This is a genomic window from Sphingomonas sp. GM_Shp_1 (genome assembly GCF_026540895.1).
Lineage (GTDB): Bacteria > Pseudomonadota > Alphaproteobacteria > Sphingomonadales > Sphingomonadaceae > Sphingomonas.
On sequence record NZ_JALNUR010000004.1, the window covers coordinates 193,214 to 206,675 of the forward strand.

The following is a 13,462-nucleotide window of genomic DNA, read 5'->3' on the forward strand; positions in this document are numbered from 1 at the left end:
TATCGACCATGGTCGTATATGCTCCGCCCCGGCTCCCGCGATAAGATGGGGGATAAGAAAGGACCGCTCCCTCGAACAGGGGCGGTCCGATCGCGATGAGGGGATGGATCGATGAAAATGGGCAAGCGGCGCCTTGGCGTCACGACGAAATCCGGTAACGCTACCAGCCTCGCAGTGCTGGCGCTGGTCGCGACGCCCGCCTGGGCCGCACCCATGCAACAGGCACCCGCTACCACCCCCGAGCCGCAGGAAGATACGACCAGCGCCAAGGACATCATCGTCACCGGCACGCGCATCATCGCGAACGGCTATAATGCCCCCACCCCGACCACGGTGATCGGCGAGGAGCAGATCCAACAGAACGCCCAACCCAATATCTTCAACACCGTCGCGCAACTGCCCTCGCTCCAGGGATCGACCGGCGCGACCACCGGCACGTTCAGCACGTCGAGCGGCCAGCAGGGCCTCAGTTCCTTCTCGCTGCGCGGTCTCGGCACGATCCGTACGCTGACATTGCTCGACGGGCAGCGGGTGGTCGGCGCGAACGTCACGGGCGTTCCCGACATCAGCCAGTTTCCGCAACTGCTGATCAAGCGGGTCGATGTCGTCACCGGCGGCGCATCGGCCTCCTGGGGATCGGACGCGGTGGGCGGCGTCATCAACTTCATCACCGATACGCGCTTCACCGGGTTCAAGGGCAATCTGCAATCCGGCGTCACCACCTATGGCGACGATGGTCAGGTGCTGGCCCAGGCGGCGTTCGGCAAGTCGCTGGCCGGGGACAGGCTGCACCTGATCCTCAGCGGCGAATATGCCAAGGATCAGGGGGTCGGGCCCGGCAATTTCGGCGAGGATCTGGCCGGAAGCCGCGACTGGTATCGCGCCACGACCCTGGTCGACACCGGCATCCGCAACGGCAGCACGCCGCAATTCCTCTACCGCGACCATGGCCAGGCCTATCAATACACCAAATACGGCCTGATCAGTTCCGGACCGCTTCAGGGCACCGCGTTCGATGCCAATGGCAACCCCTTCCCCTTCCAATATGGCTCGAACGGCGTGCCCGCAAAGAACGCGGCGGGCAATGTCATCGGATGCTATGTCGGCTTCTGCGTCGGCGGCGACCAGTCGGGGCATGTCGGATCGGGTACCTCGCTGCAATCCGCGCTGGAGCGGATCAACGGCTATACCCGGATCGGCTATGACATCGCGCCCGATGCCGAACTCTACGTTACCGCCAACATCGCGCAGGTGAAGACCAGCAACCAACCCAATCCCGGTGCGGCCAAGACCGGGCTGACGATCCAGTGCGCCAATCCCTATCTGCCCGCGTCCATCCAGCAACAATGTGCGGCGAACGGTATCACCCAGTTCGGCTATGGCCTCAGCAATGCGATCCTGCCCAACATCAAGGTCAATACCGACCGGCGCCAGTACCGCTTCGTCGGCGGGCTGAAGGGCAAAGCCGAGGTGTTCGGCGGCAGCTGGAACTACGATGTCTATTATGAGCACGGGATCAACATCACCGACATCGACGTTGACAATATCAGCCTGACCGGCCGCTATAATCAGGCGATCAACGCCACCACGATCAACGGCCAGATCGTCTGCGCCGACGCCGCCGCGCGGGCCAGCGGATGCCAGCCGATCAACATCTTCGGCGGCGCGGTGCCCTCCGCCGCGGCACTCGCCTATATCGTCCCCGCCAACGGGCCGTTCCAGCATACCCGCCAGACCCAGGACGTCGCGGCGGGCACCATCTCGGGCAATCTGATCGACCTGTGGGCCGGGCCGCTGTCGATCGCGACCGGCATCGAGTATCGGCGCGAGGCGTACCGCGTGAACGCCGACCCTTATGGCGCGGGCGTTTCCGATATCAGCCCCAACTCGGCCCTCTATCCCGCCGACCCGTCGCTCAATTCGGCGGTGGGCAGCAACTGGTATGCGGGCAATTACAAGAACGGCTCGGGCAAATATGATGTGTATGAAAGCTTCCTCGAGCTAAACCTGCCGATCGTGAATTCGGAGGCGCTGGGCCGCGCCAATCTGAACGCGGCGGGGCGTGCGACGCATTATTCGACCTCGGGCGCGGTCTATGCCTGGAAACTCGGCGGCACCTGGGACACGCCGCTCGACGGATTCCGCCTTCGCGCCGTCACCTCGCGCGACGTTCGCGCACCCAACCTGTCCGAACTGTTCGCCGCGCCGACCACGACGACGGTCCCCAACTTCACCGATCCGTTCCGCAATACCCAGGTGCTGATCATCCAGAACACGCTGGGCAATCCCAATCTCCGCCCCGAAATCGCGCGCAGCACCGAGGCGGGCGTGGTCCTGTCCCGGCCCAGCTGGCTGCCGGGGCTCAGCCTGTCGTTCGACTATTACACGATCAAGGTGAACGACGTCGTGTCCAGCCTGTCCGCGGCGCAGATCGTCAACCTGTGCTTCCAGGGCAATACCGAGACCTGCGGCGCCTTCAATCTCCAGAACACGGCAGGGCCCAACTTCGTCAACGTCCAGGCGTTCAACCTCGCCTCGATCAAGACCAGCGGCTTCGATATCGAGGGCAGCTATCAGTGGCGCAACCCGCTGGGGCTGAACGGCAACCTGACGCTGCGCGCGCTCGCCACCCATGTCATCAAGTTCGTGACCGACCCCGGCCTGCCCGGCACGATCCCTGTCGACAGCGCGGGCGCGAATTCGGGCGCGACGCCCGACTGGAAGTGGCTGGCGATCCAGAGCTACGACACCGAGAAATTCAGCCTGCTGATCCAGGAGCGCTGGTTCAGCGACGGCGTGATCGGCAACCAATATGTCGTCTGCTCGACCAACTGCCCGGTCTCGACGGGGAACAACCCGACCATCGACCGCAACTTCATGAAGGGGGCCTTCTACCTCGATATCGGCGGGTCGCTGAACGTCACGCCTGCGGTCAGCATGTTCTTCAAGGTCGACAATCTGCTCGACCACGACCCCGAACCCTCGCCCCAGACCAATACCGGGCTGGACGTCAATCCGGCGCTCTACGACACGCTGGGGCGCTTCTACCGGATCGGCGTGCGCGCCAAGTTCTGACAGCGGCGGGCATAGGGCTCCGCAGCGAGGGTGCTTGCCGTCCGACGCTCGGTCGTGGCAAGGGCCTGACGTGCAGAACCGCCCCCATATCCTGGTCGACGCCGACGCCTGCCCGGTGAAGGAGGAAATCTATCGCGTCGCTTATCGGCTGTCGGTGCCGGTCACGGTGGTCAGCAACGCGCATCTGCGCATTCCGCAGCACCCGCTGATCAGCCGCATCGTGGTCGGCGACGGTTTCGACGCCGCCGATGACTGGATCGCCGAACGGGCGGACGGGGCGGCGGTGGTCGTCACGGCGGACATCCTGCTGGCGGATCGCTGCCTGAAGGCGGGCGCGGCGGTGATCGCGCCGAACGGCAGGCCCTTCACCACCAGTTCGATCGGCAATGCGGTCGCCGTCCGCGCGATCATGAGCGACCTGCGCGCCGGGGGCGACCGCATCGGCGGACCGCCGCCCTTCGGCAAGGAAGACCGCTCCCGCTTCCTGTCGGCGCTCGACGCCGCCTTGATGCAACTCATTCGTAAGGCGGCGCGATAGGGCCGAAGGGCGGCGCCCCTTGATCTGCTGCCGCAAGGCCGATTACGGCGGCGGGCATGACGCTTTCATCGCGGGCCCTGGGCCATCTCCTCGCCACCCTGTCCTTCCCCTTGCTGGCGGCGGCACCCCTCCCCGCGGCGGCGCAGACGAACAAGGCGGCCCCCGCCGCCCCGAGCCAGTCGGCGGCGGCGAATGGCGGCGTCATTCCGCTGCCCCTCAACCCCGTCATCCCGGCGGGGCAGCGGCAATGCGCCGCGCGCACGCCGTCGGGCCTGGGCTATACGGAGCTGCGTGCCGCCGAGGGGCCGAAGCCGTCCGCCGATGCAACGGTACTGGTCAACTATATCGGCTATCTGGCCGCGACGGGGGCGGTCTTCGACCAGTCCATGCAATCGCCCATGCCGGTCGGCGAGGTCATTCCAGGCTTTTCGCAGGGGCTCCAGATGATCGGGCGTGGTGGCATCCTGCGCATCTGCATCCCGGCAGCGCTGGGCTATGGCGCGCAAGCCTCCGGCCCGATCCCGGCCAATTCCGACCTCGTGTTCCAGGTCGAACTGCTCGACTTCAAGACCGCCGCCGAGATCGACGAGATGCGCCGGGCACAGATGAGCGCACCCGCCCAACCCGCTCCGTCACAACCCTGAGGGCGCAAATCAGGGGTTTGCGGGCAGCTTCATACCGAGCAGCACCAAACGGTCGCCCGTGATCCCGAACCAGTGCGGCACGCCCGCCGGGACGAGCAGCACGTCGCCCGGTCCCAATGTCCGCGTCGCGCCGCCCTTGATCTCGGTCCCCTCGACCAGTCCCTTCTGACGCGTTTCCGGTGCGACCAGCGTGCCACCGGAAACCAGCGTCCCCGCGCCCTCCAGCACTATCGCATATTCCGCCTCGGCCGGATGAACGGCGGGACGGCCCGGCTTCTTCCAGATCTCGATCGCCGCGACGCGCGGTCCGTCCCCGACCAGAGGACGCCACATGAAACCTTGATCGGGCTTCATCTCGGCGCGCATCGCCGCGACCTGTGCGCGTATCTCCTGCCCGCTCGCGAAGGCGGTAGGATCGGCGGCGTTCGGCGCGGTCTGCGCCAGCACGGGCGTCAGTGGGACAGCCGTCGCCAGCAACAGCGACGCCGCAACCATGGCGGTTCGATCGACGATCTTTCGCATTGCGGCTTCCTCCCCTGATGATCCACGCCCGGTCTTGCTTTGCCGGTTTCGTCAATATCCCCGGAAAGCCGTGACAAATCCATTCCTTTCATGAGGTTGGATGCTTCCCTTCACAGGGATGGAGATGTCGGACAGCGCATCGATGGTCACCAGATGAGGATCCATCGGCTCACCATCGGCACGGGTGACATCCGGGTCATAAATTGTTGTGGAAATGTCACGGCTTACGGCCATTTTTCGATTTCGGTTAATGACGCTGTTGTCACCGCGGCTCCATGGGCGTTTTGGTCAAAAGACAAACCAAAGGTTACAGGGAGTTAAATCATGCGGATCGCATTCGCCCACGGGGTGGCCGCGATGGCCGTCGCGGTCGCCAGCCTTTCCAGCGCCGCCCAGGCACAGGAAGCGGCACCCGCCACGTCGCAGACCGACGCCAATCTGCCGGGCCAGAACCCCAATCCCGGCACGGTCGAGGACAGCAGCAATGCGGGCCAGACGGGCGACGTAGTTGTTACCGGCTCGCGCATTCGCCGCCAGGATTTCTCCACCCCCAGCCCCATCGTCACGCTCGACGCCAAGACGTTCGAGGCGCAGGGTACGACGAACGTCACCGACTTCCTGCGCGCCTATCCCGCGCTGGTCGGCTCGGGCGGCTCGGCCAACAATTCGGGTGATCGTGCGGGCATCGGCGAGACCGGCCTGAACACGCTCGACCTGCGCAATCTCGGCCGCCAGCGGACGCTGACCCTGGTCGATGGACGGCGGCACGTGTCCGGCATTCCGGGCGAGCAGTCGGTCGACATCAACACCATCCCGACCGACCTGATCGAAGGCGTCGACATCCTGACCGGCGGTGCCTCGGCCATTTACGGTGCGGACGGCGTGTCGGGCGTGGTCAATTTCCGCCTGAAGCAGAATTTCGAAGGACTGACCGTTCGCGGACAGGCCGGCATCTCGGATCGGGGCGACGCGGGCCAGCGCCTGATCGCGGTGACCGGCGGTCGCAACTTCTCCGACGGGCGCGGCAATGTCGCGCTCGCCTATCAATATTCGATCGACGATCGGTTGCAGGCCAAGCAGCGTCCGCAATTCGGTCAGTCGGTCTATCCGGTGTTCACGCGCAACCCCAACGGCACCGTGCCCGCGCGCATTCCGATCACCGACGCTCGCTATTATGGCAGCTCGCCCGATGGCGCGGTGGATGTCGATGGCGACGGCGTGCCCGATTTCACCGGCACCGGCGCAGTCTATGACAACGGCACCGCCTATCCCGGCGGCTATGCGGTGGGCGGCTCCAGCACGCCCGTCTCGCGCTATCTGAACGATCTACAGCCCCGGATCGAGCGGCATATCGCCAACTTCCTGGGTCATTATGATATCAGCGATACCGTCACGCTGTTCGGCGAAGCCAAATATGCGACGACCAAGTCCTATTCGCTGGCCCAGCCGACCTTCGACTATAATATCCTGGTCGAAGCCGATAATCCCTATCTGCCCGCCAACATCCGCGCGGCGATCGATCCGCAGCTCGGCGGCGCGCTGGTCAGCCGCGACAATTTCGATCTCGGCGTGAACGGCAACGGCCAGCGCGGCGAGAGCATCAAGCGGGACACCTATCGCACCGTCATCGGCCTGCGCGGCGATCTGGAAGACAAGACGCATTACGAACTGTCCTATGTCTTCGGGCGCACCGACGTGCGCAGCCAGTACACCAACGACATCTATTCGGACCGCTTCTTCGCCGCGATCGACGCGGTGCGCGATCCGACCACGGGGCAGATCACCTGCCGCGCCAACCTCGATCCCAACTGGGCCCCGAACCAGCCCTATTCGAGCGGGCGGACCGTCCTACCGCGCACGACGTTCCAGCCGGGCCAGTGCCGCCCGATCAACATCCTGGGCGAAGGGCTGTCCGATCCCTCGGGCATCGCCTTCATCCTGGCGCCGACCACCGACCGCTCCCGCGTCGAGCAGCATGTCGTGTCCGGCTCGGTCAGCGGCGACTTCTCGCGCTTCTTCGAACTGCCCGGCGGTCCGCTCGCCTATGCATTCGGTGCCGAGTATCGCAAGGAGATCAGCAGCTTCACCCCCGATCCCATCGAGCAGCAGGGCCTGACCTTCACCAACGCGCTCAGCCCGACGCGCGGTTCGTTCGACGTGAAGGAGGTGTTCGCCGAATTGAACGCCCCGATCGCCAAGAACATGCGTTTCGCGCATGATCTGGAACTGGGCGCGGCGATCCGCCTGTCGGATTACTCGACGATCGGCCGCACCACGACGTGGAAGGTCGACGGCATGTATGCGCCGATCCGCGACATCACCTTCCGCGGGACCTATTCGGTCGCGATCCGCGCGCCCAATATCAGCGAGCTGTTCGGTGGCCGGTCGCAGACCTTCGCCTTCTTCAACGAAGACCCCTGCATCCCGGCGAACACCGGCAACGGCACCCAGTATCGCGCTGCCAACTGCCGCACGCTGTTGCAGGGCCTGGGTGCGGACCCGGCGACCTATAACGACAACCGCTCGATCAACGTGTCGGGAACCGCGGGCGGCAATCCGCTGCTGCGTCAGGAGGAGGCCAATACCTGGACCGCCGGCGTCGTCCTGTCGCCGCGTTTCATCCCGGGCCTGACCCTGTCGGCCGACTGGTATGACATCCGCCTGAAGAACGCGATCAACACCGTCTCGCCGATCCAGCTCGCGCAGCTGTGCGTCGACTCCCCGACGCTCAACAACCAGTTCTGCGGGGCCATCACCCGTCAGAACGGGCCCGGCAGCGGTGTCGTGCAGGCGGGCAACGTCATCGGTTTCAGCGTGGGGCCGCAGAACGTCGCGTCGTTCCAGACCGCCGGTCTCGACTTCAACCTGAACTGGCGCCTGCCGACCGCCAATCTGGGCCTGTTCAACCTGCAGGTGAACGGCAACTATCTCGACAAGCTGCTGTTCACCGGCGTGCCGGGGGCGCCCGCGACCAATTATCGCGGGACGATCTTCTCAGTCGCGCCGAAATATCAGGTGACGTCGAACCTGTCCTGGACCAAGGGGCTGCTGACCCTGAACTATGGTCTGCAATGGTTCGACAAGACGCTGCGCTACACCCGCGAAACCTCGGGCAGCAACCCGGACTTCGTGGCGGCGGACTATTACTACATCAAGCCGCGCTGGCAACATAATATCTATGTCAGCGTCGATGCGACCGACCACTTCCAATTCTATGGCGGTGTCAGCAATCTGTTCGATCAGCTGCCCGACTATGCTCAGATCATCCAACCGACGACGGCCGTTGGCCGCTTCATGTTCGTCGGTGCGCGGGTGAAGATGTAAGACGGCCTGTCGCTCGGGCTCCGTCATAGGCGACGGGGCCCGGGCGATGCTTTTGAGTGAACACTCTGCATCAGGCGCTTGACGCGACGTGCCGCTGTCCGATTTCGGACAGATTGTTCCACCCGGCCCTGCCCATCCTCGGCAGCGAGCACAAAACCCCTTTCGTCATGGCGGGTTAGGCTTTTCGGCCCTGGACAGCGACGATCGTGGCGATGACACGACAATCCCTCCATGCGGGCACACGCCCTCTCGCCAAAGCTGGCGCCTTCGTCCCATGCGTGGTTTCAGGAGCAGGACGATGAACCGCTTCGCCTTCACCTCGCTCTATCGCTCGCTGACGCGCCACAAGCTTTACGCGGCGCTCAACATCGGCGGCCTCGCCGTCGGGATCGCGGTGTTCTTCGTCCTCGCCCTCTATGTCCGGTTCGAAACGAGCTTCGAGACATGGCTGCCGCATCATGACGAAATCTATCTGGTCCAGACCGACTGGAAGCGCGCCGACGGCCCCTTCGCGGGCCGCTATCCCAGCACGATGGGCGGGCTTCTGGACGAACTGCGGCAGGACCTGCCCGGTCTGGTCGGCACCCGCTTCATGGGTGGCACCAATATGGACGGCAAGGACGGGGGCAGCGTGGTCCGGGGCGGGATCGCCACCTTCGACGATATCGGCCAGGTCGACGCCAGCTTCCTCCAGGTGTTCGACCTGCCATGGGTGGCGGGCGACAAGGCCACCGCGCTCGCCGATCCCGCGAGCGTGATCCTCAGCCGCTCCGCCGCCAAGAAATATTTCGGCGAGGCCGATCCGATCGGCCAGACCCTGACGCTCGCGCTCGACAAGACCGCGCCGCACCGGGTGACCGGCGTCTTCGAGGATCTGCCCAAGACGACCGATTTCAAATTCTCGATCCTCGCCAGATTGCCGACCAGCGACCTGGGCGAGTGGTGGAACCATTGGGGCAGCACCTCGCTCAAAACCTATCTCCGCTTCCCCAATGCCGCGGCCGCCAAGGCGTTTGAGGAGAAAATGCCCGGCTTCGTCACCCGGCATGGGCGTCGCGACCTGGGCGACGACGCGGCGACGCGGATCGGCCTGCCGTTGCTGCCCCTGACCGAGGCGCATCTCCAGCCATCCGGCCAGGAGAGCGCCAGCCGCAAGCTGACCATCGTGACGCTGGGTCTGGTCGGCGTGCTGACGCTGCTGATCGCGATCGTCAATTACGTCAATCTGGCGAGTGCCCGTGCCGGACTGCGGGCGCGCGAGGTCGCGATGCGCAAGGTCCTGGGTGCCGACCGGGTCATGCTGGTCCGCCAGTTTCTGGGCGAGGCGATCCTGGCCGCCGGGGTGGCGGGCATGCTGGGGCTGATGCTGGCCGAGCTTGGCCTGCCGCTGGTCAATGCGGCGGGCGGGCTGTCGCTGAGCATGCCCTATGCGCAGGTCGTACCGGTGCTCGTGCTGCTGGCCATCGGCGTCGGCATTCCGGCGGGCTTCTACCCGGCGCTGCTCCTGTCGCGATTTCCGGCGGCGGCGGTCCTTGCCTCGGCACGCTCGCCGGGCGGCGGGCGCGCGGGGACGCGGGTGCGGGAGCTGCTCGTCATGGGGCAGTTCGCCCTGGTGATCGCCTTCCTGATCGGCGCGGGGGTGCTTGTCGCGCAGACCCGGCATGTCCGCGCCGCCGATCTGGGCTTCCAGCGCGAAGGCCTGCTCGTCGCCCCGTGGCTGGGCTATGTCGATCCGGCTAAGCACCCCGCCCTGATCGCCGCCTTCCGCCGCGTGCCCGGCGTGTCGATGGTGACGACCTCCGATACCGGGCTGGGCGATGTCGGAAACAACAATGCCGACAATCTGCTTCTGGCGGGGCGGCCCGGGCCGGGGCCCGCCGTCCGGCATATCCATGTCGGATCGGACTTTTTCCGCCTGTTCGGCACGAAGCCCGTGGCGGGCCGATTGCTGGATGACGCGCACCGGATGGACGACACGACGAACGGGCAAAAGGGCGAAGCAGGCAACATCGTCATTTCCCGCAAGACCGTCACCGCGCTCGGCTTCGCTTCGCCACAGGATGCGATCGGCAAGACGGCGGTGTGGCCCCGCGCGATGACCATCGTCGGTGTGGTCGATGACCTGCGCTTCTTCTCGCCCCGCCTGCCCACCACGCCGGTCTATTACACCTATACCCACGGCATCGTGCCCTATCCCGTTGCGACGATGCGCTTTACGGGCGATCCGCGCACGGTGCGCGACGCCGTCCGTGCCGCCTGGGTCCGGGTGGCACCGGAAGCCCCGTTCCGGGCGGATACCGGCGACCAGCTGCTCCAGACCTTCTATGATGAGGATGATCGCGCCACGCGGCTGTTCGGCATCGGGGCGAGCCTGGCCGTGCTGATCGGCTGCGTGGGTCTATGGGGGCTGGCGTCCTTCAACACGCAGCGGCGGGTGAAGGAGATCGGCATCCGCAAGACGCTGGGGGCGTCCTCGGCCGATATCGTCAGGCTGCTGGTCGGCCAGTTCCTGCGCCCCGTGCTGCTGGCGAACCTGATTGCCTGGCCGCTGGCATTCGTCGCGATGCGGACATGGCTGGCCGGGTTCGACGACCGTATCGCACTGTCGCCGGTCTTCTTCGTCGGCGCGTCCGTCCTCGCGCTCGTCATCGCGGTGCTCACCGTGCTCGGCCAAGCCCTGCGCGCGAGCCGTGCGGCCCCGGCCTGGGCCCTGCGTCACGACTAGAGCACCCAGAACGACCATCCGCCGACCTCCATCCACGACCGATCGAAAGCGAAGCCGATGCGCACATCCCTGCTGGGCGCCGCCCTCTGCCTGACCGCCGCCCTGTCGCCCGCATCGGGGCAGGAGTATCGCCCGTCCTTTCATCCGGACATGCTGAAAGGGCCGATTGCGGGCCGCCCGAACGAGGTGCTGGTTCTCGGCACGCCGCATCTGTCCCAACTGCCCGGCAATATCGGCCCCGAGATGGTCGAGCCGCTGCTCACCCGCCTCACCCGCTGGAAACCGACGGCGATCGCCAATGAGAATATGTCGGGCCTGCTGTGCTTCAGCTTGCGCGCTCAAGGCGCGCGTCAGGCATCGTCCGTCGAGAGCTATTGCTACGACCCCACGGCCGCCGGAACCGCCGCCGGGCTGAGCGTGCCCGCCGCCAATGGGGAGATCGAGCGGCGGCTGGCGAACTGGCCCGCCTCGCCCTCCCCCGCCGAGCGTCGCCGCCTCGCGCTGCTCTTTCTGGCTGCCGGAGAACCGACATCGGCGCTGGTCCAATGGCTCCGCCTGCCCGCAACGGAACGCCGCGCCGCCGATGGTCTCACCGCCGACCTCGCCGCCTATCTGGACAAGAGGGTGGCCAGGAAGAGCGAGGACAGCCTGATCGTCGCGGCACTCGCCGCGCGACTGGGGCTGGAGCGGGTTTGGGGCGTCGACGACCAGTCCTCCTCGGGCGCTCCGGTGGACGACAAGGCCTATGGCGCGGCTCTGACGGCCGCCTGGGACAACCCCGCGACCAAGGCCCGGATCGCGCAGGGAAATGCGTTGAGTGCGGGCCTCGGTCGTCCCGATGGGCTGCTCGACCTGTACCGCGCGTACAACGCGCCCGCCTATGGCGCGGAAGCCTATCGGTCCGACTGGGGCGCGGCGCTGAACGAACCCTCGCCTCAGGCCTATGGGCGGCAATATGTCGCCTATTGGGAAACCCGTAACCTGCGCATGGTCGCCAACATCCGCGCCGTGCTCGGCTGGAAGCCCGGCACCCGGCTGCTTGCGGTCGTCGGCGCGTCTCACAAGGCCTATTACGAAGCCTATCTGAACCAGATGCACGACGCGAAGCTCGTCGATGCCGCGCTCGTGCTCAAATAGCGAAGGGGTATCCTGTGCCTATCCCGGTACGGGGACAGCATCGTCAGGGGCGGCCCAGCCGAAGGCCCGCCGCAACCGCGCCGCGCCGTCGCTGTCGAACGGGGTGCCATGGGCGAAGATCACCCGCTCTGGCGCGGTCGCGACCATGCGGCGGATTGCCGCTCGCGTCGCTTCCCCGCCCAGGGTCAGCGCGGCGCGGACATGAACGCCCGTGGTCGCGCGGGTCGCCAGCGTCGCGCGCATCACCGCGGCGGTGACGGGCGGCAATTTGGCGGGTTCCAGATTCTCGATCAGATCGGCGAGTATCAGGGTGCGGCTGTCCCGGTGGAGGAACCAGGCTTCCTCGAAGCCCGCTCCGCCCCGGACCATCCCCTGCTCGATGGTGTCGGCCCATTCCGCCGGCGCCGTATCCACCAAATCGCGGTCGATCCGCACCCCCGATCGCCGGACCGCGCCGCGATCGCGAAGCGCCGGTACCGCCCAACTGGTCGCGTCGGGACAGGCCCGTTGCCACGCCTCCAGGAACGTCCAATGGGCGACGGTCGGCGCGACCAGATGCCGCACCGGTCCCAGGTCCGCCAGCGCCCGTTCCAGCGCGGGCGTGTGGCGGGTCGGCGAGTGAAGCCACAACCCGCCGTCCTTCAGCCGGACGACCGTCATCCGCACCGGCAGCGTCAGGCCCATCGCGCTGATCGGACCGCTGTCGACGATCCAGATATCGGGCGCGACGGGCTTCAGCATGTCCACCGGGGCATAGGCGACCTCCCCCTTCCCCCGCGCCGATCCGCGCGTCAGCCACAGCGCGCCCGTCACCACGCCCGCCGCCGCCGCGCCGATCAGCCACGCCTTGCGCAGCGAGGCCGGATGCTTGGCCTCGACCGTCGGATCGGGCAACCGCGAAGGGTCGCCGGGCTTGGTATCGCGAATGGCTGTGCTCATGGCTTTTCTCCCGTCTTGGGTACAGCAGCGAAAGCGCGGAACGGAAGTTCCCGTAACTCTTTGTAAGAAGCGTGTAATTGGTCGATGGAGGGACCCCGATGACAAGGTTCCATCCATTCGCGGTCACGACCGTCGCGCTGTCGGTGGTGTTCCTCCTGCTGGGGCTGTTCTTCCTGACTATGCCGCAGATGGGCGCGAGCTTCTACGGCGTGCCGACCCGAGACGTCGCCGCGACGACCTTCGTCCGGGCCATCGGACTGCGGGATGTGGCGCTGGCACTGTATCTGCTCGGCTTGACCTTGTCGGCGCGGTGGCGAGCGCTGACCATCGTACTGACGGCAACGCTCGTCATCCCGGTGGGGGATATCGCGCTGTTGATGATGTCCGGCACCGCGCGCCCGGTCCATTATCTTCTGCATGGCGCAAGCCTGCTGTGCTTCGCGCTGCTCGCGATAGGAAGTCGTCGTCAGCCCTGACCGAGCATGACGGGCGACGACATCGTGTTGAAATCCCTTCACCTCCCCTCGACAAGGAGGAAGAATGCATAAGCGGTCGCGA

General features: G+C 66.1%; 10 protein-coding genes. 7 read left to right on the top strand and 3 right to left on the bottom strand.

Going from position 1 to position 13,462, the window contains the following annotated elements; all coding sequences use genetic code 11:
• Window positions 1–213: 213 nt before the first annotated feature.
• The 3 genes from OXQ33_RS04270 (at window position 214) to OXQ33_RS04280 (ending at window position 4,257) form a co-directional block, all read left to right on the top strand.
• Window positions 214–3,075, top strand: coding sequence for a TonB-dependent receptor (locus OXQ33_RS04270; RefSeq protein WP_267433475.1), 2,862 nt, complete (start codon window positions 214–216; stop codon window positions 3,073–3,075).
• A 70-nt stretch (window positions 3,076–3,145) separates the two neighbouring features.
• Entirely contained in the window at window positions 3,146–3,613 is a 468-nt protein-coding gene (locus OXQ33_RS04275; protein ID WP_267433436.1) for a YaiI/YqxD family protein, read from the top strand.
• 56 nt (window positions 3,614–3,669) lie between these two features.
• Complete coding sequence (locus OXQ33_RS04280) at window positions 3,670–4,257, top strand: FKBP-type peptidyl-prolyl cis-trans isomerase (protein WP_267433437.1); 588 nt, start codon at window positions 3,670–3,672, stop codon at window positions 4,255–4,257.
• Between the two features lie 9 nt (window positions 4,258–4,266).
• Here OXQ33_RS04280 and OXQ33_RS04285 read toward each other — a convergent pair whose 3' ends face one another.
• Entirely contained in the window at window positions 4,267–4,779 is a 513-nt protein-coding gene (locus tag OXQ33_RS04285; protein WP_267433438.1) for a cupin domain-containing protein, read from the bottom strand.
• Between the two features lie 51 nt (window positions 4,780–4,830).
• Complete coding sequence (locus OXQ33_RS04290) at window positions 4,831–5,013, bottom strand: hypothetical protein (RefSeq protein WP_267433439.1); 183 nt, start codon at window positions 5,011–5,013, stop codon at window positions 4,831–4,833.
• Between the two features lie 90 nt (window positions 5,014–5,103).
• On the opposite strand from OXQ33_RS04290, the gene OXQ33_RS04295 reads away from it, so the two are divergent.
• From OXQ33_RS04295 to OXQ33_RS04305, 3 genes are all read left to right on the top strand, one after another.
• A complete protein-coding gene (locus OXQ33_RS04295) occupies window positions 5,104–8,103 on the top strand; it encodes a TonB-dependent receptor (protein WP_267433440.1) in 3,000 nt (999 codons plus the stop codon).
• Window positions 8,104–8,401: 298 nt separating this feature from the next.
• Window positions 8,402–10,828 (top strand): ABC transporter permease, encoded by a 2,427-nt coding sequence (locus tag OXQ33_RS04300; protein ID WP_267433441.1) that lies wholly within the window; start codon window positions 8,402–8,404, stop codon window positions 10,826–10,828.
• Between the two features lie 57 nt (window positions 10,829–10,885).
• Window positions 10,886–11,965: a DUF5694 domain-containing protein gene (locus OXQ33_RS04305; protein ID WP_267433442.1), complete on the top strand. Its 1,080-nt coding sequence runs from the start codon at window positions 10,886–10,888 to the stop codon at window positions 11,963–11,965.
• An 18-nt stretch (window positions 11,966–11,983) separates the two neighbouring features.
• Here the strand turns inward: OXQ33_RS04305 and OXQ33_RS04310 are convergent, their stop codons facing one another.
• Window positions 11,984–12,904, bottom strand: coding sequence for a DUF4336 domain-containing protein (locus OXQ33_RS04310; RefSeq protein ID WP_267433443.1), 921 nt, complete (start codon window positions 12,902–12,904; stop codon window positions 11,984–11,986).
• Window positions 12,905–13,002: 98 nt separating this feature from the next.
• Between OXQ33_RS04310 and OXQ33_RS04315 the strand changes: the two genes are divergently transcribed.
• Window positions 13,003–13,380, top strand: coding sequence for a DUF4267 domain-containing protein (locus tag OXQ33_RS04315; RefSeq protein WP_267433444.1), 378 nt, complete (start codon window positions 13,003–13,005; stop codon window positions 13,378–13,380).
• Window positions 13,381–13,462 lie beyond the last annotated feature (82 nt).